The organism is Vibrio sp. YT-17 (assembly GCF_033337375.1).
GTDB lineage: Bacteria > Pseudomonadota > Gammaproteobacteria > Enterobacterales > Vibrionaceae > Vibrio > Vibrio alginolyticus.
Window position 1 is genome coordinate 1 of sequence record NZ_JAWOQP010000019.1, and the last position, 26,844, is coordinate 26,844.

Here is a 26,844-nt window from a genome sequence, read left to right on the forward strand (position 1 = left end):
GCCGCCAGCGTTCAATCTGAGCCATGATCAAACTCTTCAATTTAAGATTTTGTTCGGCTCAATGAATACTGAACATTCCTTTCGCTAATAAATAGCAGAAGTAATGTTTGAATTGACTGTGCTCTTATTGGTTTTTACTTTTGAAAAAGTAAAACAAAACAGCTCAAGGCTGCTTCCCAATTCGAATGGTCACTTCGTTTCATTGAAACCTAATTTGATACCGAAGTATCGAATTGGATTATCATCAACGAGTGCCCACACAGATTGATAGGTCTATATTGTTAAAGAGCTTGCTTTGCGAGAAGTTTTTCTCTCAAAGCGGAGGTGCATTCTAGCGATTTAGTTGTTAGTGTCAAACACTTTTTTAAACTAATTTTTTGTAGAAGCTTTTTACCTCTTCGACCCTGCTAAAGCCTTGTGGCGTCTGCCGTGTCGATGGATGCGCATTATAGGGAGAAGATTTTCTTTGGCAATACTAAAAATGCATTTTTTCTAAAAAAACATGCCAAATGGATACTTTCCATCCAACCCTAAAATTACCCAGAAATAACACTCAGGATTTATACAATTTACCCACAAAAAGCTGTGGATAACTACTCATCACTATCAAAGAAATAAGAAATACGCGAACGCGGATTTAGATACTCTTTTACTTTATCCGGTAATTTTGACGGATGAATCGCGTTAACTATCTTTATATCTTTTGAGGCAAGATCAATGATTGGCGCTTGCGTCCTTGGTACTGATGGATCGTAAACCAAGACATTCGGGAATAATAAATGCGATGCATTCACTGAGATAACCAGGCCGACCATATTATTAGAAAGCTGAACTACGGTACCCGGAGGAAACACGCCCATAAACTTAATTAGGATGTTCAGGTTCTCTTCTTTATATAGGTGTTTACAGTTCTTATATAAATGAGAGAGTGCGGTATAAGGAATCTTTTGATCTGAGACTATCGGTGTATGACACAAGTTATCAAACGCATTGGCTACAGCAATAATTTGAGCAAACTCGTTGATCTCATCTCCTTTCAGGCCTTTAGGATAACCAGACCCATCTCTTAGCTCATGGTGCTGCGCGATCACAATTCTCGCGACTTCGGGAAAAGCCTCGATTTGACTCGCAAGATCGACGCCATATTTAGTGTGCAACTTTAAGTAGTTGGTTTCTGGCTCTGTTAGAGGTAGTTGCTTTCTTAATATTGCAGTCGGGATTTTTATTTTCCCGATATCATGGAATAGTGCGGAGAAGGAAAGCTCTTTCAACTGTGCTGCTGAGTACCCTTTAGCACGGCCAATCATCATCGAGATAACAGCCACGTTCAATGAGTGGAAATAAATATCTTCAAACTCATTTTTTCCGTTCATCAGATGTAACGTAACATTATCATCGCACATTAACTTCTCGACGATATCTTCAATAAGAAGCTTTGCTTCATCAACTGCTGCTGTCGGACGGTTACGGATTTTAGTCATGACTGAACGCATACGTGCCAGAGAGCGCTCAAACTCTTTTTCACACTGAATCACGCGTCGACGGTATGCACTTAACTTTTCTATGCGGTTCTGTTTTTCTTGCCACATTTTTTGAGTTTCATGATCTAACGACGCTTCATTTGTTACTCTGTCAGCTTGTCTTTGATCAACAGGGAGTGGAACGGCATCGCTTTGCTCTGGATTAAAGTAAACGAACTTTACGCCGAGGTGGCGGATCATCTCGACTTGCTCTTGGTCTTTAATCTTAAAGCTATTGAGTAGAAAGGGGTGATCGTTCCACTTTAGCGGAAGACGGATATGTAATCCGGGTTGAATACGATCGACCGTTAGTTTAATGGCTGCCACTTATTCACTACTGATTTATATTTCTTAAGAGAGTTAGAATACTAGTAAATTTTGTGAATAAATTCATCAGTAACTATCAAAACATCAAACCGTTATTTCTAAGCGACTCACTTAATTAGATAGAAGTAAGCTACTTTAAGGAGCGATCTGCTTTGCGTATTTTAAGCTTGGCCTCGAACACTGGCTTGTCTATTACTTCTTGATCTTTGACTAGCCCCATTAACGTTTGTACCGCTACACGGGCCATGTCACTGATAGGAAAGTGCACTGCTGATACTGTAGGGTAAAGACTTTCACAAAGATCAACACTGTCAAAGCTAGTTAATGAGATTTGCTCTGGTACAGAAATACTGTGCTCGTGTAAGTACTGCATTGCGCCAACCGTCATTTCTTCACTGCACGAAAAGACAGCCGTCACATCAGGGTGTCGTTGTAAAATTGCAGCCATTGCATCATAACCACTTTGCCGACCATAATTCCCTTCTTCACACCAGCTTTCATCAATATCTATACCAGCATCCTTCATTGCATCAATATACCCAAGCTTTCTCAATACACTGTTATGACGTTGGGATGGACCGGCAATACAAGCAATCTTTCGATGACCACCAGCTAAAAGGTGCTCAACGGCAATACGGCTTGCATGATGATGGTTAAAGGTAACACAACGCTCTTCTATTCCTTCCACGTAGCGATCCAGAAGAACGAAAGGTGTTGGCTGTTTAGCTAATTCACGTAAGTCATCATCTGACAAATAACGACTATGAAGTACATAGCCGTCACAACGTAAATCATTAAAACGCTGAATTGCCTCTTTTTCACCTTGTGCAGAATGATGGCCTTGAGCTGTAATCAAAAACTTCTTATGAATATCCAGCTCGGTCTGAACCTGCTCCATCATCTCGCCAAAGAAGCCCCCCGTATAGTAAGTCACCAATAACCCAACCATATTACTGGATGAGGTTGCGAGTGAACGAGCAATTGCACTAGGACGATAATTCAATTGCGCCATAGCTTGCTCTACTTTTTTTCGAGTTTCCTCGCGAAATTTCCCCTCTCCATTAATAATTCGAGAAACGGTAGAGCGATTTACACCGGCGAGTTCGGCTACATCTTTAATCCTTGCCATAATGCTATTGGGTCCAACTGCAATTGTTATTAAATATTCGTTTGTGTAGAACGGCTGCCAGCAATTCGTAAGGTGCTATAGGGGGCGAAGCTGGCAGCCTTTAATCATACACCGACCATTTGATTGGTAGAAACAAGCTCAGAGTAATCCGTGACAGTTATGCCATGATGAGCTAACTGTTCTTTTAAAATGGGAGAGGTAAGAACTTGTAACTCTAGCTCTCGCTGAAGCGCATAGCCACTCTTTAAGATAAGCGCCTGATCGGCCTCTGCCGGGTGGCACATCACCTCAACCAAGTCATAGTCAGCTTTTAAGCTCAATAGATGTGCCATTAAGCCATCCAAGCTCACTTTTTGATCATAAAACTCATCAGTAAAGATATACCTGATTGTCATCGATTCTTGACACAAGCCAGTGCCCCGCAGTGGCACTCTGTATTCATTCGCTACTTCTTTAATAACGGGCAAAATTTGAGGGTGAGTATGCGCGTGATGATGGCTATCTAAGTGGCTTAGCTCTAACCCAAGCGATAAAAAATGTTCCACCTGAGCTTTTGCTTCATCATAAATGACCTGAGTTTCGAAGTCCTGCTTACTCCAAAGTTCGTCATAGTTGATAAAGTGCGCTCGGCCGTTGGTCAAGTTAGGATGCTTCGTTATAGGCACACCTGCTGTAAACCTAAGATGAACGCCAATTTTCAAGTCTGGATTATGGCGAGCTAGTTCTAAGGCATGTTGCTCAGCATCCATACCCACCATCATGGTGGTTGAATGAACCACACCTTGCTGATGAGCTTTAACGATGCCGCTATTTACACCTCTCGTTAAACCAAAATCATCAGCATTAAAAATGACTTTCATCGGCGCCCTTCCTTAGTCTTACAACGTCGTTAGTTTAAATTGAGGTAAATACGGAGCGTTCACCGCTAGGATATCATCCAGGATTGACTTGGCGCGGCCAATGTCAGGCACCAATGGGTTATTGGTTAATGCCATAAGCGCCTTGTCATAATTACCTTCGACAGCAGCTTCTATTGTTAGCTGCTCATACGCTTTAACTTGATGGAGTAATCCTTTGATATTGTTTGACAACTCGCCAACCGCAAGAGGTTTCGCCCCCCAGCTACCAATCACGGCACTACATTCAATCACAGCATCGTCAGGTAGGCCGTTGATCGCTCCATTATTTAAAACGTTAACAACATGAATACTATTACGATTGTTATAAATTGAATCAACTAGGTTCAGTGATGCATCAGAATAATAAGCACCACCCCGCTCCTCTAACTCTTTCGGCTTATGATCGAGGGTAGGATCTTGATAGAGCTTAAATAGCGCATTTTCTGTTTCCATTACCTGCTCAGCACGAGTGCCTTTTTCATCGGCACTTTGTTTCTCTTCAGCAAGCATGGCATCAGTTTGATAGAAGTAGCGATGATAAGGACATGGTATCGCCCCCAGTGCTTTTAGAAATGCCGGATCCCACGGTTCTTCCCAGATATTCTTCATACTGAAGTTGGCACCATCACCGACTTTCTCTAATACCGTTTGAGTAATATCTTCCCCATTGAGCCATGCTTTGTGTACCCACACGAGATGGTTTAACCCAGCAAACTCAAGTTGTAGCTCTTTTGGCTCGCACTCCATCATTTCTGCAATCATCATTTCCATTGAAACGGGCACATTGCATAAACCAATACTCTTTACTTTGGTGTACTTACTGACCGCTTCGGAAACTAAACCCGCTGGGTTGGTGAAATTGAGCATCCATGCGTTTGGAGCCAACTCTTCAATGTCTTTACAGATATCAAGAATGACCGGAATGGTTCGCAGTGCTTTAGCAAAACCACCAGGGCCCGTTGTTTCTTGGCCGATGACGTCGTACTTGATTGGGATTCGCTCATCGTTAGCGCGTGCAGCAAGGCCACCAACACGAAACTGCGTCATCACAAAATCTGCATCTTTTATCGCAGCACGGCGATCGAAACCGGCTTTTATCTCAATTTTTGCGCCGGCTTTATCGACCATTCGCTGAGCCAATCCTTTGATGATCTCAAGCTTCTCAGCTCCTGACTCAATGTCCACAAAATGAATCTTCTTAACGGGTAAATATTCTAAGCGCTTAATAACCCCTTCAACCAATTCCGGGGTATAGCTACTACCACCGCCAATAATGGCAAGTTTGATCGCCTCTCTAGACATTTTCATCCCCCTTTATTTGTTCGAGATTTTTTTGTTCAGTGCGACGATTTCTACAGCCATCTCTTGAGCCAAAATCGTAGTCATTAGGTGATCTTGAGCATGCACCATCACTAACGTCATCGGGACTTTCCCTTCTCCCTGATCTTCTTCAATAAGCTGAGTCTGTATTAAGTGGGCTTTATTAATGCACTCTCTTGCTTGAGAGAGCTTCTCATCAGCCGCTTCAAAATCTTGTTCTCGAGATAAACGCAATGCCTCGTAGCTTAAACTTCTGGCTTCACCAGCATTGCAAATGATCTCCATTACAACCAATTCTTGTTCCATCATTTTCTCTCCGAAAATCGGGCCGCGGTAATTGCGGCCCATTAAGTACAGTTAAGCAGTAACGCCTTCGCCTGACGGCTGCGTGTCACCTTTAGTTTCCTTCGTCGTTGGTAGTTCTTGCTCCAACATTTGCTTCTCAAACATTTTGAAGAATGGGAAGTAGATGATTAGATCAAGAATTAATAAACCAATGACGAGCAATACTGGCGCAAAGGTCCAACCGCTACCCCACGAAGCACCTATCAGTGCCGGTGTTGTCCAAGGTGTTGTAGCGACACCCATACCCACAAAGCCGACATGCACAGCAAAATACGCAATCGTAGCGTTGATGACTGGAGCGAAGACGAACGGGATAAACAAGGTCGGGTTCATCACAACTGGGCTACCGAAGATCACAGGTTCGTTGATTTGGAAAAAGCCAGGCACCGCACTCATTCGACCAATGCTCTTAAGGTGAACAGAACGGCTAAACGACATCAGCATAACAAGAGCAAGTGTTGCACCAGAGCCGCCAATAAAGATGTAAAAATCCCAGAACGGTTGAGTAAATACGTTTGGAATCGGTTCACCTGCAACAAAGGCTTCAATGTTGGCACCAATGTTGGTCAAAAAGATTGGAGAAAGCAGTCCAACAACAATTGCAGCACCATGAATACCCGCAAACCAAAGCAGCTGGCAAAGCAATAAAGCGCCAATAATGGCAGGCAATGAGTTAGACGCACTAATTAGCGGTTTAAAGATAGCCATAACAGCGTCTGGAATCAGCATGTCGTACTGGGTTTGTACGAAAAGGCTAAGTGGATATAAGGTAATGAATATCGCTAAGACTGGTAGCAATACTTCAAATGATCGCGCAATCGCCGGTGGCACCTGCTCTGGCATGCGAATCGTAATATTGTGCTTTTTCATAAAACGGTAGAGCTCCACCGAGAAAAATGCACACATCACTGCGGTGAAGATCCCGGTTCCGCCCATGTGAGACATAGACAACGCGCCATCTTTAGCTGGGGCCGCAATGAGTAAAAAAGACATTAGTGACAATACAGCACTCGTGATCCCATCCATCTTGTAAGCCTTAGCTAAACTATAAGCAACGCCCAGCGAAACAAAAATGGTCATGATCCCCATCGACATGTTGTAGGGCATCATTATGGTATCAAAATGTGTAGTGGCGAAATCGAGCCAAATTCGACCAAAAGTAAAGGTTGTATCTTCGGCAAATGGGGGGAATGCAAAAATCAAAATGAAACTACCGACAATAATAAACGGCATTGCGACAATAAAACCGTCTCTCATTGCGCGAACATGGGGCTGATTCCCCACTTTAGCTGCTATAGGGGCTATATGCTTTTCGACTGCGCCTATAATTGCGTCATAAAGCTTCATAGAGTCCATCCTTATTTTAGGCAAAAGAATCCCGCATCAAATATTTATATTTGATGTACAGTTATCTTTTTAATTTAAAACTATGGTTTAGTTAATTAATTCTAATGCTTGCTCTAGTACTTCTTCTCCCTTCATCATTCCATAATGCTGAGGAGAAATAGCATCAATGTTTTTACCATGCTCTTGCGCCGTTTTTCTTAGCTCTTCTAGCTGAAAACGTACTTGAGGCCCGAGAAGACAAACATCGTACTCTTTAATTGCATCTTCAAACGCATTCACTGACATTGCATCAATTTTGCACTCAATTCCTTTATTTTCAGCAACTTGCTCCATTTTCTTAACAAGCATACTGGTGGACATCCCTGCGCTACAGCATAAAAGGATCTTTTTCATAGCCTTACTCCCGTTGTGTAAATTTCAACCTATAAAAACTGTAGCAAAAATAACCAAGACAAAAAAGCGCAACCGGTTGCATTATTCGTGAACACAATCCCAATTTAGAAAATACCACCTATTTTTTTGTAATTATTTAGGTCTAGGATAAAAGTCATAAAATATTTTAAGACATCACATTAAGTTTCAAATTATCAATATTTTACTACTGACAACGTCGTTATTAATTTCTTAAAAGGAATAGAGAATGAAATTTAATAAATTGGCTATTGCAACGCTTGTAAGTGCCGCACTATCACAACACTCATTTGCTCAAACCGGCTCTAAAGGCACCATTTATCTAACGTTTGATGATGGACCAATCAATGCATCTATTGACGTTATTCAAGTACTTAACCAGGAAGATATCAAAGCGACGTTTTACTTTAATGCTTGGCATTTAGATGGAATTGGTGATGAGAATGAAGACCGTTCCCTAGAAGCCTTAAAGCTCGCATTAGACACTGGTCATATTGTTGCGAACCACAGTTACGATCACATGGTGCACAACTGCGTGGATGAATTTGGACCGAACAGTGCTGCGGAGTGTAATGCGACCGGGGACCACCAGCTTAACTCGTATCAAGACCCTGTTTACGACGCCTCCATGTTTACGGAAAACTTATCTGTGTTAGCAAAGTATTTGCCGAACATTACAAGCTACCCGAACTACAAGGCAACAGAATTTGCTAGACTGCCCTACACCAACGGTTGGCGAGTGACGAAAGACTTCAAAGCAGATGGGTTATGTGCCACGTCTGATGACCTGAAACCTTGGGAACCAGGATATGTGTGCAATACATCCAACCCATCCAACAGTGTAAAAGCAGCTATCGAGGTTCAAAATATCCTAGCGAATAACGGCTATCAAACTCATGGTTGGGATGTGGACTGGGCACCTGAAAATTGGGGCATTGAAATGCCAGCAAACAGCCTTACAGAAGCAGAAGCATTTCTTGGATATGTGGATTCCGCGTTAAACACTTGTGCACCAACAACGATTAACCCGATCAACTCCAAAGCTCAAGAGTTCCCATGTGGTACACCTTTACACGCCGATAAAGTTATCGTATTAACTCACGAGTTCCTATTTGAAGATGGTAAGCGTGGCATGGGTGCAACGCAAAACCTACCTAAGCTCGCTAAGTTTATACAGTTAGCAAAACAAGCGGGTTATGACTTCGACACAATGGATAACTACACACCGAACTGGCAAGTTGGTCATAACTACGACGCTGGCGATTACGTCTTACACCTAGGTACTGTATACCAGGCTGTAACAAACCATGCTGCACAACAAGATTGGGCACCGTCTCCAACCTCTAGCCTCTGGACAAATGCGGACCCAGCCACTAACTGGACTCAAAATGTTTCCTATAAACAAGGCGATGTGGTGACTTATCAAGGTTTGCGTTATCTAGTTGATGTACCGCACGTGTCCCAAGCAGACTGGACTCCGAACACTCAAAATACCTTGTTCACAGCTCTATAGGCTGTTCCTACTATCACCATGTAGTAGTTTGCGCGAGGCATACCCCTCGCGCTTTTTTGTTTTGAAGATCCAGATACAACAAAGCCCCGACTTTCATCGAGGCTCTGTCTTAAAATATGGTACCGGTGGACGGAGTTGATTGGACTGGCATCCCTGCCGCCACCGCGAAGGCAACGCTAACTTCCTTTTGATATTTACGAGCACCTAAAACGACGAAAGGCCGCTATAAAAGCGACCTTTCTAATATGGTACCGGTGGGCGGACTTGAACCGCCACGCCCGAAGGCAACGGATTTTGAATCCGTCGTGTATACCAATTTCACCACACCGGCATCTTTGGGCTATTGCCCTTTGATGGTTGGCATTATACGTAAGCTTTTGACCTGCGCAAGCATAAATACCTTAAATAACTATCGTTTGCTGATAATTTCGCCACAAAGTGTGACAAAGCTGTACTCATAAGAAACGTACGCTCCATTTTCTACTACTCTTCCAGATGAAAATGAGTATACGAAACTCTTTTTAAGTTCTATTCACTGTAATATCAGAAACATAACCATTCCCAATGCTCGACAACGCATTATGGAGCATCTCTGCGGCATCTTCTGCTTGCATGAAGTGACTCGTGTCCATCGTATTGCCGCTTGTTTTCCAGAATTCCGTATCCATTCCACCAGGATAAACCGCGATAATTTTCATAGGTTTTCCTTTTAGCTCCAAACGAACCGACTCAATTAATCCTTTGACGGCCCATTTCACTGCACAATACGTAGACTCTTGCGCTTTAGGTTGTTGCGCGGCTGTGGACATGATCATGACCACTTTTATTGGATGATCTTTGTAACGCTTTACTAACTCTCTTAACACATGAATCGCAGAATTCAGGTTGTTATCAATCAACTTTTGAATCTCTTCCGGCTCCTGCTCTTCCAGTAAGCCAAAATAACCACTTCCTGCACTATGAATGACCATTTCAGGCGGCTGTTTCATCCCATCAAAGAGCTGTTTCACACCTTGATGTAATGAGAGGTTGCAAGCTTGATAGCCGACGTTATGAGAGAGTTGTTTTGCTAGTGCGGATAGTTTTTCTGTGTTTCTTCCTATTACGTACGTCTCTTTGCCTTCCGCATCATAACGCTTTGCTAGTTCCGCCCCTAAACCGCTACTTGCACCTGTAACTACAATCATGCGCTACCTCTTTTCAATCACATACTTTTAATTCATCTATCAATTAAGGTAACAGAATCGTGGTAATTCACACCTCAAGAGCACCATTCTTTGAAGCAAGCAGCTTTCTTACTTTCGTGATGCATGAAATATCAAGCAGAACGACGGGCATTTAACCTATGCTTAAGCAAGAATAACTTTCTGAATTTTCTATCGACTTTCTAGTGAGAACTGAATAGGAGCAAAGAATGACTGGGTCAAAATGGCAGTGGTTACTGAAACAGATGACACGAAAACTGTGGGTCCGGACGTCACTCTACGCATTACTAGCTGTTGCTACCGCCTTAATGTCGATTGTTTTAAACCAGTTCATTACTCTGCCCCCTGCCATCAACGTCAGCAAGGATTTGTTGAACAACATATTAAATATCCTCGCAACCTCCATGCTTGCAGTGACTACATTCTCTCTCAATATTATGGTCTCAGCGTACAGTGCCGCTAGTGCAGGGGTAACGCCGCGAGCGACAAAACTGTTGATGGAAGACAGCACAACACAAAATGCCTTAGCAACCTTTCTTGGCTCTTTTCTATTTAGTTTGGTAGGAATTATCGCGCTAGGTATTGGGGCCTATCATCAACAAGCACAAATTTATCTGTTCATCGTGACTATCGCCGTAATCGTGATGATCATACTCACTCTGCTACGTTGGATTCAGCACCTTTCCGTACTAGGAAGGGTCAGTGAAACCACTTCATACGTGGAGCAAGCCTTGTTAGATGCGATAAGAAAACGGGGCAAAGAGCGTTGGCTAGGTGCTCACCCGTGGAGCCACCCAGAACATAAACCCAGAGGAAGTAAACCTATTTTGAGCCAAGAAATTGGCTACTTACAGCATGTTGATATGCATCATCTCGATAGTATTGCTGAAGCAAACCAATGCACCATCTATCTTGAGCGACAACCGGGAAGTTTTGTGTACGTAGGTCAACCATTGGCTTGGGTTTGTGGAGAATTGCCAGACGAAAGCGAAGTAACGGCAGCCTTCACGATTCGAACGGAGCGTTCATATGATCAGGACCCTCGCTTTGGTTTAGTCGTTATGGCGGAAATCGCCTCACGAGCACTATCTCCGGCTGTAAATGATAATGGCACCGCAATTGACGTTCTTGGGCGTTCTGTACGAGCACTTTCATTATGGGGAGACCTACTCAGTGAGCCTCCTACCAAAACTCGATATCCTAGACTATTTGTGCCCGCATTGAGCTGCCAGGATTTGTTCGATGATGTCTTTTTGCCGATAGCACACGATGGTGCAGCGCAACTCCAAATACAGATTCGCCTACAAAAGGCCTTGCTAGCTCTCTCTAGTATGCACCCTAAGTTATTTTTGTCACCAGCAATCAAGCTGTCAGAAAAAGCTTTAGAGCTTTCATTAAGCCAACATTATACCGAAGATGAGAAACACCAACTCTCTCAGCTATCTAATCTGGTCACAGACCAAAAAGCCAATGGTTAAGAGAGTCGAATTCAGTTGAAACATATTGCTGCACGGCCTCGTGTATCATGACATGTGCTGATAACGTAGGGCAGAAAAGTCTCTTCGTTTATACACAATTAAAGACTCTGTGCGTTAGGTCTCTTTTCTCTTGGTGAGGGAATCTATATTCTGACGCACAATTTTTAAGGTAAGTGATGGAATAATGACAACGTCTACAACTCTTCCACCTGCTGGTCTCTTTCGTCGACTTGCAGCGTTGATTTACGACACATTGATTATTATCGCAATTGAAATGATGGCCGCAGGTATTGTTATGGCCGTTGTGTTTGCACTAAATGCAGCAGGATTGTTGAGCTATGGCGAGTACGCTGATGCCGCAGATATGCTCGGAAAGCACCCTGTATTGAGCCCTCTATTTACACTTTATCTTGCGGGTGTGTGGATATATTTCTTTGTGTTCTTCTGGACGCGAGCAGGACAAACTCTTGGGATGCGCGCTTGGAAGCTTCGAGTTCGCAATGCCAAAGACGGAGCACCAATTACGGTAACTCAAGCTCTGATTCGTATTTCGACATCTGGCTTTGGCTTGGCAAATTTGACTGTACCGATTGATCCGAAGAAACGTGGTTTCCACGACATTTGGGCCAAAACAGAGGTTGTTGTATTACCTAAGGCAAACTAACTTGTCTAGGAACACAAAAAAGGAAGGCGTAATGCCTTCCTTTACATTTGGTTCGGTAAAACTTGGTTTATTCGATGATGCTTCAGTTATAGCTTTCTTCGTAGTAGTGCAATCGCAATAGCTAAGAACACCAAACTCGGGGCCAAAGCACCAAACACTGGGGATATGCCATACACCAAGCTTAATGGACCAAAGAACTCACTGGATATGTAAAAAGTAAACCCGGCAACCACGCCCGACAATACCCTTGCCCCCATGGTCACGCTTCTGAGTGGACCGAAAACAAAAGATAGCGCCATTAACATCATCACAGCAATTGAAAGCGGCTGAGTCAACTTACGCCAAAACGCCAACTCATAGCGAGATGCATCTTGTTCCGATGCTTTCAGGTAAGTCACATAATCATACAAACCGCTCAGCGACAGTTCTTCTGGCTTCACGGTCACCACAGCTAGCTTATCTGGTGCCAAAGAGGTGTGCCACTCCATCTGTTCGATGTCTTGCTTTGAAATTACGTTTTCATTTTCCATGTCCGTAATTTGTACGTAGCGCATCAGCCAGTTGTTATCTTGTTGGTAGTCGACTTCTTCGGCGAAAATAACTTTTTGTAGATTCTTATCATCATCAAAACGCCACATATTTAAAGCATAAAGCTTGTCGTCTTCGACTTTACCTATAAAGATAAAGTCGTTTGCGTCACGAGCCCACACACCTGAGCGCACAGACACAATGCTACCACCTGATATCGCAAACGCACGTAAGTCACGGGCCATCTTCTGGGCCTCAGGAGCGCCCCATTGACCTAACGCCATAACGACAATCATGAGCGGGACGGCCGTTTTTAGTACCGATAACCCGATATCCAGCTTAGAGAAACCAGCAGCTTGCATCACCACCAGCTCAGAGCTTGAAGCCAACATACCTAAGCCGATCAGGGCACCGAGTAATGCCGCCATTGGAAAGAACATTTCGATATCACGCGGCACACTGAGTAACACAAAGTACAACGCATGAGTGAGGTCGTACACACCTCGCCCTACTTTACGTAGCTGTTCTACATATTTGATGATGCCCGATAAGCCAACAAACGTCGCTAAAACCAAGGCAGTGGTAGAGATGATGGTTCTACCGATGTAAAGGTCTAAGATTTTGAACACAGCTTACGCGAGCCTCTTCTTGCGGAATTTGTCTTTTATTCGTCTAGCAGCAACGCTGTCCATCATATTCGCCATGATAGCAACAATCAGCAACATCGCATTGATTGGCCACATACCAATAGCAGCCGGGATGTCACCATCTTCTAATGCAGATTTGGTTGCACTGATCGCCAAGAAATACGCTAGATAGATCAGAATCGCAGGCCCCATTTTGGCAAACCGTCCCTGACGCGGATTCACCGCAGACAAAGGAATAACGAGCATTGTTAAGAGTGGAATACACACAAATAACGAAATTCGCCATTGTAGCTCCGCTTGCGCCTCTGGATCTGGGTGACCTATCAAGTCAACCGTTGGGTATGCTTCCCAGTCTCGCCCTTTCTTTTTGACCTCACGTTGGCCGATAACACCTTCGTATTCATCGAATTTCGTGATCATATATTCAACGCGAGTAGGCACACCTTCATAACGCGTACCTTCTTTCATAGTGATGATCTGACGACCGTCCGAAAGCTCTTTTACTTCACCAGAAGATGAGAACATCACACTCGGTAACACTGAATCTCGAGGGCGCATCTGCGCAACAAAAACGTTGCTCAAGGTATTGTCTTTAATGTCATCGATGAACACAACCGATGAACCGTCTGGTGTACCTTGGAACTGACCTTTTTTAAGTAGGTCAACGCTGTTTTCTGACGCTACCTGCTCATAAAGCTGCTCAACGCGGTCTTGAGACCACGGCGATAGCCACAACGCATTGAAAGCCGCCACCGCTGAAGTAATCAACGCTAGGTATAAGGCCGCTTGAACTAAGAATTTATTACCAATACCTGTCGCGTTCATTACGACAATTTCGCTCTCTGCATACAGACGACCAAATGTGATCAATATGCCGATATACAGACTTAAAGGCAGCATTAACAGACCCATTGCTGGCATGTTCAAACCAACAATAGAGAAAATCAATCCAGCAGGAATATCCCCATCAGAAGCATCAGCAAGAACACTTATGAATTTCTGGCTTACAAACACCAAAAAAAGTACGAAAAAAATCGCAAATTGGCTCTTGAGTGTTTCGCGGATCAAATATCTAACAATAATCACGCTGAAATTACCTATACAAAACTTGTTTTTTTGGTCGAATCACTATAGTTTCCCGTTGAACCATTTATTTTTTTAAAAATTATAAACTAGATGTTAGTCGCTTAATCAGCTCTGCATGTTAAGTCTGGAGCTAAAATTCAACAAGTAAGCGATCATTATCTAACATTTAGAGCAATTTGTCTTCAGGATGTAGGAGTACGCATGGAGTTCAGTGTAAAAAGTGGCAGTCCAGAGAAACAACGTAGCGCATGTATCGTTGTTGGTGTGTTTGAACCACGTCGCCTTTCTCCAGTAGCCGAACAACTTGATAAAATCAGTGACGGTTACATCAGTTCACTACTTCGCCGTGGTGATCTAGAGGGTAAACCTGGTCAGATGCTGCTACTGCATCAAGTACCAGGTGTTTTGTCAGAGCGCGTTTTACTTGTCGGTTGCGGCAAAGAGCGTGAACTTGGCGAGCGCCAGTACAAGGAAATCATTCAAAAGACGATCAGCACACTTAACGAGACAGGCTCAATGGAAGCGGTATGTTTCCTAACTGAACTGCATGTTAAGGGTCGTGATACATACTGGAAAGTGCGCCAGGCTGTAGAAGCGACTAAAGATGGTCTATACACATTTAATCAATTCAAGAGCGTGAAACCTGAGACTCGCCGCCCACTGCGCAAGCTTGTTTTCAACGTACCAACGCGTCGTGAATTGAACTTGGGTGAAAAAGCAATCACTCATGGTCTTGCTATCGCATCAGGTGTCAAAGCCTCAAAAGACCTTGGCAACATGCCGCCAAACGTAGCTAATCCAGCTTACCTTGCTTCTCAAGCTCGTCGTCTAGCGGACGACTACGAAACCGTAACCACCAAAATTATTGGTGAGCAAGAGATGGAAAAGCTGGGTATGACCTCTTACCTAGCAGTAGGCCGTGGTTCTAAAAACGAATCTATGATGTCTATCATCGAGTACAAAGGTAACCCTGACTCAGATGCAAAACCGATTGTGCTCGTAGGTAAAGGTCTAACCTTCGACTCAGGCGGTATCTCTCTAAAGCCGGGTGAAGGTATGGATGAGATGAAGTACGACATGTGTGGTGCGGCATCGGTATTCGGTACAATGAAAGCGCTGGCGAAGCTAAACCTACCAATCAACGTTATTGGTGTTCTAGCGGGCTGTGAAAACATGCCTGGCAGCAACGCTTACCGTCCAGGTGACATCCTAACGACCATGTCTGGTCAAACTGTAGAAGTTCTGAACACGGATGCTGAAGGCCGTCTTGTTCTTTGTGACGCACTGACTTACGTAGAGCGTTTCGAACCAGACTGCGTGGTTGACGTTGCAACGCTAACTGGTGCTTGTGTTATCGCACTAGGCCACCATATCAGCGGCGTAATCTCTAACCACAACCCTCTTTCTCATGAGCTAGTAAACGCTTCTGAGCAAGCGAGTGACCGTGCATGGCGTCTACCAATGGCAGACGAGTACCACGAACAGTTGAAGAGCCCGTTTGCGGATATGGCAAACATTGGTGGTCGCCCTGGTGGCACAATTACTGCGGGTTGCTTCTTATCTAAGTTCGCGAAGAAGTATAACTGGGCACACGTCGATATCGCAGGTACCGCGTGGAAATCAGGCGCAGCGAAAGGCTCAACGGGCCGTCCTGTCTCAATGCTTGTCCAATTCCTTTTGAACCGCAGCGGCCAAGAGACAGAAGAGTAATTTCTGAACAGAATCTAAAAGGGCCGCAAGGCCCTTTTTTATTATCCTAATTTTCTAAAATGAAAGTGGGACTTAAGATGGTCTTAGGAAGAGACCCAAGGCAAGTGAGAGAATGATGCAAACTGCAACCTTCTACATCATTAACGAAGAGAGCCCGCAAGCAACGGTGGCTGGCTTTGAAGAATACATCGTGTTTTTGGCTCAGCACTTTGCTCGCCAAGGCGCTAAAGTGTATTTAAACTGCCAAGACAAACCACACGCCGAGCAGCTCGCTGAAGCCTTTTGGCAAGTTGATGCAGACAAGTTCATGGCACATAACCTCGTAGGCGAGGGACCGAAATACGCCACCAACATTGAAATCGGCCATGAAGGTGTAAAACCTAATTGGAACCGTCAGCTGGTAATTAATTTGGCGGAAAATGAGACAACCTTTGCGAACAAGTTTGCTCAAGTGGTAGACTTCGTGCCCTGCGAAGAAAAAGCTAAACAACTCGCAAGAGAAAGATATAAAATTTACCGTCAAGCAGGTTACCAGCTGCAAACGATCGAAATTCAATATCCTTAACGGTCAATCCTTATAGTTAAGGCGATCTTGTTAAGATCCCTCACTTATAAAGATTGACTAAGATTCAACCATCAACGTATCCATTAAAAGAGCGCTATGGAAAAGACATACAACCCAACTTCAATCGAACAAGCTCTGTATCAGACTTGGGAAGAGAAAGGCTACTTTAAGCCACACGGTGACACTACTAAAGAATCATACAGCATCATGATCCCGCCACCGAACGTCACTGGTAGCCTACACATGGGCCACGCGTTCCAAGATACGATCATGGATACGCTTATCCGTTGTGAACGTATGAAGGGTAAAAACACCCTTTGGCAAGTAGGTACTGACCACGCTGGTATCGCAACTCAGATGGTTGTTGAGCGTAAGATCGCTGCAGAAGAAGGCAAAACAAAACACGATTACGGTCGTGAAGCTTTCATCGACAAAATCTGGGAATGGAAAGGCGAATCTGGCGGCACTATCACTAAGCAGCTTCGTCGTCTTGGCGCATCTGTAGACTGGGATCGTGAACGCTTCACGATGGACGATGGTCTATCTAACGCCGTTCAAGAAGTGTTCGTACGTCTATACGAAGACGATCTAATCTACCGCGGTAAGCGTCTAGTTAACTGGGATCCAAAGCTACACACAGCGATTTCAGATCTAGAAGTAGAGAACAAAGACACTAAAGGCAACATGTGGCACTTCCGCTACCCACTAGCAGATGGCGCAAAAACAGCGGATGGCAAAGACTACATCGTTGTTGCAACGACTCGTCCAGAGACCGTGCTAGGCGATACAGGTGTTGCAGTTAACCCAGAAGATCCACGTTACAAAGATCTTATCGGTAAAGAAATCATCCTTCCTATCGTTGATCGTCGCATCCCAATCGTGGGCGATGAGCACGCAGATATGGAAAAAGGTACTGGCTGTGTGAAAATCACACCTGCGCACGACTTCAACGACTACGAAGTAGGTAAGCGCCACCAGCTACCAATGATCAACATTCTGACTTTCGACGCGAACATCCGCGACTCAGCAGAAGTATTCAACACTAACGGCGAAGCAAGCGACGCTTACAGCACTGAGCTACCAGCTAAATACCACGGTATGGAGCGTTTTGCCGCTCGTAAAGCTATCGTTGCTGAATTCGACGAGCTAGGCCTACTTGAAGAAGTGAAAGATCACGATCTACAAGTTCCTTACGGCGACCGTGGTGGCGTGGTTATCGAACCAATGCTAACTGACCAATGGTACGTACGTACTGCGCCTCTAGCGAAAACCGCAGTTGAAGCAGTAGAAAACGGCGACATCCAATTCGTTCCTAAGCAGTACGAAAACATGTACTTCTCTTGGATGCGTGACGTTCAAGACTGGTGTATCTCTCGTCAGCTATGGTGGGGTCACCGCATCCCAGCTTGGTACGACAACCAAGGTAATGTTTACGTAGGTCGCACTGAAGAAGAAGTTCGTAAGAACAACAACCTAGAGTCAGTCATTGAACTGCACCAAGACGAAGACGTACTGGATACATGGTTCTCTTCTGCACTATGGACCTTCGGTACTCAAGGTTGGCCAGAGCAAACTGACGATCTGAAAGTATTCCACCCTTCAGACGTACTAGTAACTGGTTTCGACATTATCTTCTTCTGGGTTGCGCGCATGATCATGATGACCATGCACTTCGTGAAAGACGAAAACGGCAAACCACAAGTACCATTTAAGACAGTTTACGTTACTGGTCTAATCCGTGACGAAAACGGCGACAAGATGTCTAAGTCGAAAGGTAACGTACTTGACCCAATCGACATGATCGATGGTATCGACCTAGAGTCTCTAGTAGAGAAGCGTTGTGGCAACATGATGCAGCCTCAGCTAGCGAAGAAGATCGAGAAGAACACTCGTAAGACGTTTGAAAACGGTATCGAAGCATACGGTACAGACGCACTACGTTTCACTCTTGCAGCAATGGCATCAACAGGTCGTGATATCAACTGGGATATGAAGCGTCTTGAGGGTTACCGTAACTTCTGTAACAAACTATGGAACGCAAGCCGTTACGTAATGATGAACACAGAAGAGCAAGATTGTGGCTTCAACGGTGGTGAGATTGAATACTCACTAGCAGACAAGTGGATTGAGTCTCAGTTTGAACTCGCAGCGAAAGCGTTCAACAACCATATCGACAACTTCCGTCTAGATATGGCTGCGAACACGCTTTACGAATTCATCTGGAACCAATTCTGTGACTGGTACCTAGAGCTAACTAAACCCGTTCTATGGAAAGGTACTGAAGCACAACAGCGTGGTACTCGTCGTACATTAATCACGGTTCTTGAGAAGACTCTACGTCTAGCTCACCCAGTGATTCCTTACATCACTGAAACTATCTGGCAAAGCATCAAGCCATTAGTTGAAGGTGTAGAAGGCGAGACAATCATGCTGCAAGCACTGCCTCAATTCGACGAAGCAAACTTCAACCAAGAAGCGCTAGACGACATTGAATGGGTGAAAGCGTTCATTACCAGCATCCGTAACCTACGTGCTGAATACGACATCAACCCTGGTAAGCCGCTTGACGTTATGCTGAAAGCAGCAAATGCAGAAGATGCCTCTCGTCTAGAAGCAAGCAAGCAAGTACTGATGTCACTAGCGAAGCTAGAAGCAGTACGCGTGCTTGAAGCTGGCGAACAAACTCCTGCATGTGCGACAGCACTGGTTGGCAAGTCTGAGCTGATGATCCCAATGGCAGGTCTGATCGACAAAGATGCTGAGCTTGCTCGTCTAGATGGCGAAATCAAGAAGACGCACGGCGAAATCAAGCGTATCGAAGGCAAACTGGGCAACGAAGGCTTTGTAGCGAAAGCACCTGAAGCTGTTGTTGCTAAAGAGCGTGAGAAGCTTGAAGGCTACAAAGAGACACTAGCTAAGCTAGAAGAGCAGAAGACAACGATCGCTGCACTTTAGGCCTCAGTGAAAGAGAAGAACTAACACTTCTCACTTTGAATCCAAAGGTTGGCCATCATGGTCAACCTTTTTTGTATATCTTTCACCAAAAACCATCATCAATAGCTTTCCCCTATCGCAACAATACTCATCATCCATTAGCATTAATGAGAATTATTATCGATAATGAACTAATCGAAACAAACACGATTGAGTAATTATCATGAAAAAGACACTAACTTTCGCAGCACTGCATTTTACTATCGCATTTAGTGTCGCTTACGTACTCACAGGCGACATTCTAATTGGTAGTTTAATTGCCATGATTGAGCCTTCAGTGAACACCGTAGCCTTCTACTTTCATGAAAAGGCATGGGCAAAAGTCCCAGCACTTAAAGCTCGTCAGTGGATGACCAAATTAAAAACCGCAAGCTTTGCGACCGTGCACTTCAGCGTCGCTTTTACCGTGGTTTACTTACTAACAGGTGATGCATTTGTCGGCGGCGTAATGGCGATGCTAGAGCCGAGTTTGAACACGGTGGCTTACTACTTCCACGAGAAAGTATGGATGCGTAAATCATCAGAAAAAGCTCCAGCACCGCAGTTTTGTTTACATCACCACGCTTAAACATGGAGGCTCACTACGTCTCCTAACGAGAAAAATGACATTTACCATTGACAAGGTTGCGCACCGCAATTAATTTAATTGCGGTGCGCAACTTTATTTTTAGAGGTAAGTGATAATGAACGCTCGTCAACTTCGACACTACTCCCGTCAAGCCGTCCGATTGCTTGGTATACTTGATAAACAATGCGGCGATGTCGCTCTCACTCCAGTGCAAGCGCACGCATTGGGTGAAATCCAATTGCAGCCATTGACCATCAATCAGCTGGCACAGCAGCTTAATGTCGACAAGTCCAACGCGAGCCGAACCGTTACTGGTTTGATTAAATTAGGTTTGGTCGAGAGCATCGAAAACCCAAAAGACAAACGTAGTCAACTCGTAGCGATTACAGAGCAAGGCCAGCAGGCGTTATCACAACTGGACCAACAGCAAAACCACTTCTTTGAACAACTGCTTACCCAACTCGATGACAGCGAGCAAGAGCAACTCAAACTTGGTCTAGAGACTTACCTAAAAGGGCTAACAAAAGTGTGTCAGTCTGAGGAATACGTTCTTCGACCTCTTACTAAAGCAGACAACCCGCAAGTCGCAGATGTGATTCGTAAAGTCTCTGCAGAATACGGCTTAACCGCAGACAAAGGTTATGGTGTGGCCGATCCAACGCTTGATGATATGTATTCGGTTTACAATCAATGCGGGGCCGCCTATTGGGTCATTGAACATCGCGGAGAGATCGTTGGTGGCGGTGGCTTTGCCCCTTTAGCTGGCGAGCCAAATGTGTGTGAACTACAAAAGATGTACTTCTTACCTCAAACACGAGGACACGGTTTAGCCAAACGCATCGTCGCATTGAGCTTACAATTGGCGAAACAATTTGGGTATCAGCAGTGCTATTTAGAGACAACTGAATGTCTGAGAGAAGCGGTAAGCTTGTATGAAAAGCTAGGCTTTGAGCATCTCGATGCCCCGCTTGGACAAACAGGGCATGATGCATGTGAAGTCGTAATGCTTAAGATGCTGTAATAGATAATATTATTAGACGTTAAAGCACAACATGGGTAACACAAAGCTCCTGGCTCAAGGCAACAGTGAAGTTTTGGTGCTGCCCATCCAACTCAACAGACAACTGGTAGAGATCACTTGGATCAGGATCAGTAAGATCGGCATACTTTGGCGCTTCTATCTGGAATAAAGCGCTCGCATGCTCCGCTCGGACATCAATAGGAATATGGTAAGTCATACCATTAAACTTAACCGATGCAGAGACCAGACCCGGCGCAAAAGTTTGATAGTACAAGTCTACTTTAAACTCGCAACCACCACCGTGGTGCCAAATCTGCTCGGTTGCCACGCGGTCTAAACGTACATTGCGAATGAACTGCAGATACGGTTCTTGCCATACCCCTAAGCGCTCATCACTTTTTTTATATTCATGATCGGACAGAGAGCACAGCTCAGGTTTATCTTCATCAAACAGAAGATCCTCTTCTTCCTCTAAGAACAAGATTTCAAAGCGGTTACGCCCCATTTGCATGAACGGACGAATGTCTTTCTTGTAGACATTTTGAGAACCGTCACAGTCGAACAATGCTACTCCGTTCAAACGCACTTCTGCATGGTAATCCACACCACCCAACACCATTTCTACCGCTGGGAATGCCATCATGGATTCGTCCACTTCAATGTCATGCATCAGGTGCCACTCTTGCTGACGAATTGCTTCTTCTGTCAGTTCAGCTGGCAATACCTGACTCAAAGGAGCAGGGAAAGTAATGTCATCCTGTGGGATAGAAAGGTCCGTCAGTGGAGAGACTTGCCATAAACCGGCGAGTGAGAGTTGCATATACACCTTGAGCTAGATCAATTTTCATGCATTATAGGGAGAAATCCCCTATAAACTCAATGTGAATTATTTATCGCCTCCACATTCGTCAGTTTTTCAAGGTATAAAAAAACCAGCGTTAAACGCTGGTTTTTCCAAAAGTAGTGAGCTTTGATTACTCGTCGTCTTCATCTTCTTCAGGGTAAAGCGCATCTTCGCCTTCGTAGTACGTACCCCAACCGTCATAGATGATGTCGTATTTTTCTGCCAAGTAAATCAATTTTTCAACTTGCGCATCAATCGCTTCTGCGTCTAGTGCGGACTCCATAGTCGCATCACAGCAAAGCAACTTGTTACCATCTTCATCTTCAGTTTCTTCTGCTTCAAGAACTTCAAAGCCCATCTTGAATGCTTCAACTACCGCTTTTTCTAGCGTGTCAAAATCTTCTGCAAACAGGTGGTGCTCAATTTCGTATAGCGAATCTGGATCGCTGCCATCTTCTAGCAATGCTGCAATGATATCGCGAGTCTCTTCCTTTTGAATCTCAATTAATTCTTCTACTGATAGATATTCATCTTCGTGAGACATGTTTTGGCTCCAGATTAGTTACTTGATGGAAACACAATACCCGATACTGAGTATGCTGATCCGGTGAAATATGGCATGGATTGCGATGAAAAGCCACAAACAAACATCATACCACTGCGATTCTTATCGGTTATTTGAATCTAAATATTAAACCGACCACACAAAGAAACAAAAAATTAACAAAGAATGGCATTTTTTAATATTCAGAACATCCTAATTGACACTTAATGTGGTTATTTTCTCTTTCTATGCGTGTTTATGATGCTTTCTTGAATACACTCACGTGTAAAACGAAGAAGCATAACGAATAAATTCACTTTAATAATGCATAATTTAGAATAAAAATGCACGTTTTATGCACTGTGCGTGTATTCTTTCTCAACGGGAAAATTAGAATAAAAACGCACGCACTCTAATTTTAGTAAAATAGCATTTATATCTAATAATAAATTTCATAAGAATCAAAATAAAAATAAAAAACTCACAAAACCAGAAACACCAGAATATAAACAAAGCTTGATAACTTGCATCTTTCTAGGAAGCTTGTCATAACTAATGGCTGGAAAATTTGTAAGGATACAAAATGAGCAAGCTGTACGTTGGATCAGAAGTTGGTCAACTTCGACGAGTTCTATTAAATCGCCCTGAACGCGCCCTAACCCACTTAACTCCGTCAAACTGTCATGAGTTGCTATTTGATGACGTTCTTGCTGTAGAAGCGGCAGGTGAAGAGCACGATGCATTCGCACGTACGCTGCGCGAGCAAGACGTTGAAGTGCTTCTCCTCCACGATTTACTGGTCGAAACCCTCGCTGTTCCAGAAGCAAAACAATGGCTGCTGAACACTCAGATTTCTGACTTTCGCTACGGGCCAACATTTGCGCGAGACCTACGCCAATACTTTTCAGAAATGGATGATGAACATCTTGCCTGCATCTTTTTAGGTGGCTTAGCATACTCAGAGCTACCGATCTCCTCATCTTCTATGCTGCCAAAAATGAAGCGTCCTCTCGACTTTGTTATTGAGCCACTGCCTAATCACCTCTTTACTCGTGATACCTCATGTTGGGTTTATGGCGGCGTTTCTCTTAACCCGATGATGATGCCTGCACGCCAACGTGAAACAAACCACCTACGTGCGATTTATCGTTGGCACCCAATTTTTGCTGGCCAAGATTTTATCAAATACTTCGGTGACGATGATCTGCATTATGATAATGCGAATGTCGAAGGCGGTGATGTGTTGGTTATTGGTAAAGGTGCAGTTCTTATCGGTATGTCTGAGCGTACGACTGCACAAGGTGTAGAGAACCTTGCAGCAAGCCTATTTAAAGCAGGCCAAGCTACCGAGGTGATTGCAATTGATCTGCCTAAACACCGCTCATGTATGCATTTAGACACCGTGATGACCCATATGGATGTAGATACTTTCTCTGTTTACCCAGAGATCATGCGCAAAGATCTCGACACATGGCGCTTAACACCAAAAGGCAACGGTGAAATGCATGTTGAAGCCTCACATAACTATCTGCACGCGATTGAGTCCGCTCTTGGCTTAGATCAGCTGAAAATCATCACCACTGGTGGCGACAGCTATGAAGCGGAACGCGAACAATGGAATGATGCCAATAACGTTCTAACTGTAAAACCGGGCGTAGTAATTGGTTACGAACGCAACGTATACACCAACGAAAAATACGATAAAGCTGGCATCAAAGTACTGACAGTACCTGGTAACGAGCTTGGTCGTGGTCGCGGTGGCGCTCGCTGTATGAGCTGTCCAATAGAACGAGACGATATATAACTTACTCGTCCCTTTACATTAGGTGAATCAAAACTAAGGTTGATGTGAATACATCAACCTTTTTTAGCTTTAATTAAAAATAATTATTCACAATAAAAGCATTTATATGTTTTAATGAATTCTATTAATCTAATCACATGTACTAAGGGACGAGCTATGGCTTTCAATTTACGTAACCGCAACTTTTTGAAGCTATTGGACTTCTCAACCAAAGAAATCCAGTTTTTGCTCGAACTGTCTGCAGAGCTGAAAAAAGCTAAATATGCAGGAACAGAGCAGAAGAAACTTCAAGGTAAAAACATCGCACTAATCTTTGAGAAATCTTCGACTCGTACCCGATGTGCGTTTGAAGTCGCTGCCTTTGACCAAGGTGCTCAAGTCTCTTACATCGGCCCTTCTGGCTCGCAGATCGGTCATAAGGAATCGATGAAAGACACAGCTCGTGTTCTTGGTCGTATGTACGACGGGATTGAATACCGAGGCTTTGGCCAATCCATTGTTGAAGAGCTTGGTACTTATGCTGGTGTTCCAGTGTGGAATGGTTTAACGGATGAGTTCCACCCAACCCAGATCCTTGCTGACTTCCTGACCATGCAAGAGCACGGCCGTGGTAAACAGCTACATGAAGTAACCTTCGCTTACCTAGGTGATGCGCGCAACAACATGGGTAACTCACTTATGGTGGGCGCAGCGAAAATGGGCATGGATATTCGCCTTGTCGCGCCAAAAGCGTTCTGGCCTGAAGAAGATCTCGTGGCAACTTGTCAAACTATCGCGCAACAAACCGGTGCAAAAATCACGTTAACAGAAAGCGTTGAGGAAGGTGTGAAAGGTTGTGACTTCCTATACACCGACGTTTGGGTGTCTATGGGTGAGTCTGCCGAGGCATGGGATGAACGTGTAGCGTTAATGACACCTTATCAAATCAATATGGACGTGATTAAGCAAACGGGTAATCCACATGTGAAATTCATGCACTGCCTTCCAGCTTTCCACAATGATGAAACCACAGTCGGCAAAGAAGTCGCTGAAAAATACGGTATGAAAGGCCTTGAAGTAACAGAAGAGGTATTTGAATCGGAATACTCCATCGTATTCGACGAAGCTGAAAACCGTATGCATACCATCAAAGCCGTGATGGTTGCGACGCTAGGAACCTAAACCAGCGCGCAAAAACAGCCGATAAAAACCATGATGTAATCGCTTGCGCTCACGAAAGTTAAGCGTATAATGCTCGGCAATTTGTCTGAGGATTAAGAAATGACCACGCTGATTGCTGACGTAAAAACGCGATTTGCTCTCGCTAAGCGACTACGCTTACGTGGTGTTATTTTCGTTAATTCTATTGAATTTTAAAACCTCCCCATTGGGGAGGTTTTTTTATGTCCAAAATTCCTTTCGGTTATTTGGATGTAGTCATCAATGTTATAGGGAAGAAGATCATGGCGAACTCGCTTTACCAGAAGCACATCATCTCTATTCCAGAGCTTTCACGCGAAGAACTGGAACTTATCGTAGAAACAGCAGGTAGCCTTAAAAAAGCACCTCGACCAGAACTGATTAAAAACAAAGTCGTTGCAAGTTGTTTCTTTGAACCATCAACACGTACACGTTTATCGTTTGAAACAGCGATTCAGCGCATTGGTGGTGACGTGATTGGCTTTGATAATGATGGTAATACCTCTCTGGCGAAAAAAGGCGAAACACTCGCAGATTCAGTACAAGTCATCTCTTCTTACGTCGATGCCTTTGTGATGCGTCATCCACAAGAAGGCGCCGCTCGCTTGGCCTCTGAATTTTCAAATGGCGTGCCAGTGATCAACGCGGGCGACGGTGCAAACCAACACCCAACTCAAACGCTACTCGACCTATACACCATCGCGGAAACACAAGGGCGTCTAGACAACCTGAACGTCGCATTCGTAGGTGATCTAAAATATGGCCGCACAGTGCACTCACTGACTCAAGCCTTAGCAAAGTTTAACAACATCCGCTTCTTCTTTGTTGCACCAGATGCGCTGGCAATGCCAGATTACATCTGCGAAGAACTAGATGAAGCTGGCATTCAATATAGCCTACACACAGACATGGAAAGTGTGATTCCTGAACTGGATATTCTGTACATGACACGCGTACAGAAAGAACGTTTTGACGAATCGGAATACGCACATATTAAGTCGGCTTACATCCTAACGGCGGCACTACTAGAAGGCGCGCGTGAGAACTTGAAAGTGCTGCACCCACTACCACGTGTGGATGAAATTACAACTGATGTTGATAAAACGCCTCATGCTTACTTCTTCCAGCAAGCTCAAAATGGCGTGTATGCTCGCCAAGCACTGCTGGCGCTTGTTCTAAACGAAACACTGTAATCG

General features: G+C 44.2%; 24 protein-coding genes and 1 tRNA gene. 12 read left to right on the forward strand and 13 right to left on the reverse strand.

What is annotated here, in order from left to right; translation table 11 throughout:
• Positions 1–593 precede the first annotated feature (593 nt).
• From R7F67_RS17240 to R7F67_RS17270, 7 genes are all read right to left on the reverse strand, one after another.
• Complete coding sequence (locus R7F67_RS17240; protein WP_005381029.1) at positions 594–1,847, reverse strand: HD-GYP domain-containing protein; 1,254 nt, start codon at positions 1,845–1,847, stop codon at positions 594–596.
• 130 nt (positions 1,848–1,977) lie between these two features.
• Positions 1,978–2,976 (reverse strand): LacI family DNA-binding transcriptional regulator, encoded by a 999-nt coding sequence (locus R7F67_RS17245; protein ID WP_005381031.1) that lies wholly within the window; start codon positions 2,974–2,976, stop codon positions 1,978–1,980.
• 104 nt (positions 2,977–3,080) lie between these two features.
• The gene (chbG, locus tag R7F67_RS17250; protein ID WP_054579416.1) at positions 3,081–3,836 is read right to left on the reverse strand and encodes a chitin disaccharide deacetylase; all 756 of its coding nucleotides are present in this window, start codon (positions 3,834–3,836) and stop codon (positions 3,081–3,083) included.
• An 18-nt stretch (positions 3,837–3,854) separates the two neighbouring features.
• Positions 3,855–5,177: a 6-phospho-beta-glucosidase gene (locus tag R7F67_RS17255; RefSeq protein WP_005381048.1), complete on the reverse strand. Its 1,323-nt coding sequence runs from the start codon at positions 5,175–5,177 to the stop codon at positions 3,855–3,857.
• 12 nt (positions 5,178–5,189) lie between these two features.
• Positions 5,190–5,501, reverse strand: a complete 312-nt coding sequence (locus R7F67_RS17260; protein ID WP_031777269.1) for a PTS lactose/cellobiose transporter subunit IIA — start codon at positions 5,499–5,501, stop codon at positions 5,190–5,192.
• 51 nt (positions 5,502–5,552) lie between these two features.
• The gene (locus R7F67_RS17265) at positions 5,553–6,887 is read right to left on the reverse strand and encodes a PTS sugar transporter subunit IIC (RefSeq protein ID WP_005381064.1); all 1,335 of its coding nucleotides are present in this window, start codon (positions 6,885–6,887) and stop codon (positions 5,553–5,555) included.
• 87 nt (positions 6,888–6,974) lie between these two features.
• Positions 6,975–7,280: a PTS sugar transporter subunit IIB gene (locus R7F67_RS17270; RefSeq protein WP_064368782.1), complete on the reverse strand. Its 306-nt coding sequence runs from the start codon at positions 7,278–7,280 to the stop codon at positions 6,975–6,977.
• Positions 7,281–7,527: 247 nt separating this feature from the next.
• Here R7F67_RS17270 and R7F67_RS17275 point away from each other — a divergent pair, with 247 nt between their 5' ends.
• The gene (locus tag R7F67_RS17275; RefSeq protein ID WP_054577132.1) at positions 7,528–8,811 is read left to right on the forward strand and encodes a carbohydrate-binding protein; all 1,284 of its coding nucleotides are present in this window, start codon (positions 7,528–7,530) and stop codon (positions 8,809–8,811) included.
• A 246-nt stretch (positions 8,812–9,057) separates the two neighbouring features.
• Here the strand turns inward: R7F67_RS17275 and R7F67_RS17280 are convergent.
• Both R7F67_RS17280 and R7F67_RS17285 read right to left on the reverse strand, forming a co-directional pair.
• A tRNA-Leu gene (locus tag R7F67_RS17280) sits at positions 9,058–9,142 on the reverse strand.
• Positions 9,143–9,332: 190 nt separating this feature from the next.
• The gene (locus tag R7F67_RS17285; RefSeq protein WP_054577133.1) at positions 9,333–9,998 is read right to left on the reverse strand and encodes an SDR family NAD(P)-dependent oxidoreductase; all 666 of its coding nucleotides are present in this window, start codon (positions 9,996–9,998) and stop codon (positions 9,333–9,335) included.
• Between the two features lie 227 nt (positions 9,999–10,225).
• On the opposite strand from R7F67_RS17285, the gene R7F67_RS17290 reads away from it, so the two are divergent.
• On the forward strand, positions 10,226–11,494 hold the full coding sequence (locus R7F67_RS17290; RefSeq protein ID WP_005385537.1) for a DUF2254 domain-containing protein: 1,269 nt from the start codon (positions 10,226–10,228) through the stop codon (positions 11,492–11,494).
• A 184-nt stretch (positions 11,495–11,678) separates the two neighbouring features.
• Positions 11,679–12,158 carry an RDD family protein gene (locus R7F67_RS17295; RefSeq protein ID WP_005381070.1) on the forward strand — a complete coding sequence of 160 codons (480 nt, stop codon included), beginning with the start codon at positions 11,679–11,681 and terminating at the stop codon, positions 12,156–12,158.
• 86 nt (positions 12,159–12,244) lie between these two features.
• Here the strand turns inward: R7F67_RS17295 and lptG are convergent, their stop codons facing one another.
• Positions 12,245–13,315: an LPS export ABC transporter permease LptG gene (gene lptG, locus R7F67_RS17300; protein WP_005381071.1), complete on the reverse strand. Its 1,071-nt coding sequence runs from the start codon at positions 13,313–13,315 to the stop codon at positions 12,245–12,247.
• Between the two features lie 3 nt (positions 13,316–13,318).
• On the reverse strand, positions 13,319–14,419 hold the full coding sequence (gene lptF, locus R7F67_RS17305; protein ID WP_005381072.1) for an LPS export ABC transporter permease LptF: 1,101 nt from the start codon (positions 14,417–14,419) through the stop codon (positions 13,319–13,321).
• 201 nt (positions 14,420–14,620) lie between these two features.
• On the opposite strand from lptF, the gene pepA reads away from it, so the two are divergent.
• From pepA to R7F67_RS17330, 5 genes are all read left to right on the forward strand, one after another.
• Positions 14,621–16,129, forward strand: a complete 1,509-nt coding sequence (pepA, locus tag R7F67_RS17310; protein WP_005381073.1) for a leucyl aminopeptidase — start codon at positions 14,621–14,623, stop codon at positions 16,127–16,129.
• A gap of 115 nt (positions 16,130–16,244) precedes the next feature.
• Positions 16,245–16,694, forward strand: a complete 450-nt coding sequence (locus R7F67_RS17315) for a DNA polymerase III subunit chi (RefSeq protein ID WP_031777270.1) — start codon at positions 16,245–16,247, stop codon at positions 16,692–16,694.
• A gap of 96 nt (positions 16,695–16,790) precedes the next feature.
• Positions 16,791–19,649: a valine--tRNA ligase gene (locus R7F67_RS17320; protein WP_267922997.1), complete on the forward strand. Its 2,859-nt coding sequence runs from the start codon at positions 16,791–16,793 to the stop codon at positions 19,647–19,649.
• A 202-nt stretch (positions 19,650–19,851) separates the two neighbouring features.
• Entirely contained in the window at positions 19,852–20,256 is a 405-nt protein-coding gene (locus R7F67_RS17325; protein WP_005381078.1) for a DUF2061 domain-containing protein, read from the forward strand.
• A 115-nt stretch (positions 20,257–20,371) separates the two neighbouring features.
• On the forward strand, positions 20,372–21,277 hold the full coding sequence (locus R7F67_RS17330; RefSeq protein ID WP_213886860.1) for a bifunctional helix-turn-helix transcriptional regulator/GNAT family N-acetyltransferase: 906 nt from the start codon (positions 20,372–20,374) through the stop codon (positions 21,275–21,277).
• Positions 21,278–21,296: 19 nt separating this feature from the next.
• On the opposite strand, the gene R7F67_RS17335 is transcribed toward R7F67_RS17330, so the two are convergent.
• Positions 21,297–22,097, reverse strand: a complete 801-nt coding sequence (locus R7F67_RS17335) for a glycosyl hydrolase 2 galactose-binding domain-containing protein (protein ID WP_033906208.1) — start codon at positions 22,095–22,097, stop codon at positions 21,297–21,299.
• Positions 22,098–22,251: 154 nt separating this feature from the next.
• Positions 22,252–22,665 (reverse strand): ribonuclease E inhibitor RraB, encoded by a 414-nt coding sequence (gene rraB, locus R7F67_RS17340; RefSeq protein ID WP_054577136.1) that lies wholly within the window; start codon positions 22,663–22,665, stop codon positions 22,252–22,254.
• A 583-nt stretch (positions 22,666–23,248) separates the two neighbouring features.
• On the opposite strand from rraB, the gene arcA reads away from it, so the two are divergent.
• From arcA to pyrB, 4 genes are all read left to right on the forward strand, one after another.
• Positions 23,249–24,469, forward strand: coding sequence for an arginine deiminase (arcA, locus tag R7F67_RS17345; protein WP_005381082.1), 1,221 nt, complete (start codon positions 23,249–23,251; stop codon positions 24,467–24,469).
• A gap of 156 nt (positions 24,470–24,625) precedes the next feature.
• A complete protein-coding gene (locus R7F67_RS17350; RefSeq protein WP_318057291.1) occupies positions 24,626–25,630 on the forward strand; it encodes an ornithine carbamoyltransferase in 1,005 nt (334 codons plus the stop codon).
• 99 nt (positions 25,631–25,729) lie between these two features.
• Positions 25,730–25,825 carry a hypothetical protein gene (locus R7F67_RS17355; RefSeq protein WP_005381084.1) on the forward strand — a complete coding sequence of 32 codons (96 nt, stop codon included), beginning with the start codon at positions 25,730–25,732 and terminating at the stop codon, positions 25,823–25,825.
• 86 nt (positions 25,826–25,911) lie between these two features.
• Positions 25,912–26,841 (forward strand): aspartate carbamoyltransferase, encoded by a 930-nt coding sequence (pyrB, locus tag R7F67_RS17360; RefSeq protein ID WP_005381085.1) that lies wholly within the window; start codon positions 25,912–25,914, stop codon positions 26,839–26,841.
• Positions 26,842–26,844: the final 3 nt, after the last annotated feature.

Coding starts and splice junctions, on each gene's coding strand:
- chbG (WP_054579416.1), bottom strand. CDS start 3,836: ATGAAAGTCATTTTTAATGCTGATGATTTTGGTTTAACGAGAGGTGTA.
- R7F67_RS17320 (WP_267922997.1), top strand. CDS start 16,791: ATGGAAAAGACATACAACCCAACTTCAATCGAACAAGCTCTGTATCAG.
- R7F67_RS17290 (WP_005385537.1), top strand. CDS start 10,226: ATGACTGGGTCAAAATGGCAGTGGTTACTGAAACAGATGACACGAAAA.
- R7F67_RS17355 (WP_005381084.1), top strand. CDS start 25,730: ATGACCACGCTGATTGCTGACGTAAAAACGCGATTTGCTCTCGCTAAG.
- R7F67_RS17325 (WP_005381078.1), top strand. CDS start 19,852: ATGAAAAAGACACTAACTTTCGCAGCACTGCATTTTACTATCGCATTT.
- pepA (WP_005381073.1), top strand. CDS start 14,621: ATGGAGTTCAGTGTAAAAAGTGGCAGTCCAGAGAAACAACGTAGCGCA.
- R7F67_RS17265 (WP_005381064.1), bottom strand. CDS start 6,887: ATGAAGCTTTATGACGCAATTATAGGCGCAGTCGAAAAGCATATAGCC.
- R7F67_RS17260 (WP_031777269.1), bottom strand. CDS start 5,501: ATGGAACAAGAATTGGTTGTAATGGAGATCATTTGCAATGCTGGTGAA.
- R7F67_RS17335 (WP_033906208.1), bottom strand. CDS start 22,097: ATGCAACTCTCACTCGCCGGTTTATGGCAAGTCTCTCCACTGACGGAC.
- pyrB (WP_005381085.1), top strand. CDS start 25,912: ATGGCGAACTCGCTTTACCAGAAGCACATCATCTCTATTCCAGAGCTT.
- R7F67_RS17285 (WP_054577133.1), bottom strand. CDS start 9,998: ATGATTGTAGTTACAGGTGCAAGTAGCGGTTTAGGGGCGGAACTAGCA.
- arcA (WP_005381082.1), top strand. CDS start 23,249: ATGAGCAAGCTGTACGTTGGATCAGAAGTTGGTCAACTTCGACGAGTT.
- R7F67_RS17295 (WP_005381070.1), top strand. CDS start 11,679: ATGACAACGTCTACAACTCTTCCACCTGCTGGTCTCTTTCGTCGACTT.
- R7F67_RS17350 (WP_318057291.1), top strand. CDS start 24,626: ATGGCTTTCAATTTACGTAACCGCAACTTTTTGAAGCTATTGGACTTC.
- rraB (WP_054577136.1), bottom strand. CDS start 22,665: ATGTCTCACGAAGATGAATATCTATCAGTAGAAGAATTAATTGAGATT.
- R7F67_RS17275 (WP_054577132.1), top strand. CDS start 7,528: ATGAAATTTAATAAATTGGCTATTGCAACGCTTGTAAGTGCCGCACTA.
- R7F67_RS17315 (WP_031777270.1), top strand. CDS start 16,245: ATGCAAACTGCAACCTTCTACATCATTAACGAAGAGAGCCCGCAAGCA.
- R7F67_RS17270 (WP_064368782.1), bottom strand. CDS start 7,280: ATGAAAAAGATCCTTTTATGCTGTAGCGCAGGGATGTCCACCAGTATG.
- R7F67_RS17330 (WP_213886860.1), top strand. CDS start 20,372: ATGAACGCTCGTCAACTTCGACACTACTCCCGTCAAGCCGTCCGATTG.
- R7F67_RS17255 (WP_005381048.1), bottom strand. CDS start 5,177: ATGTCTAGAGAGGCGATCAAACTTGCCATTATTGGCGGTGGTAGTAGC.
- R7F67_RS17245 (WP_005381031.1), bottom strand. CDS start 2,976: ATGGCAAGGATTAAAGATGTAGCCGAACTCGCCGGTGTAAATCGCTCT.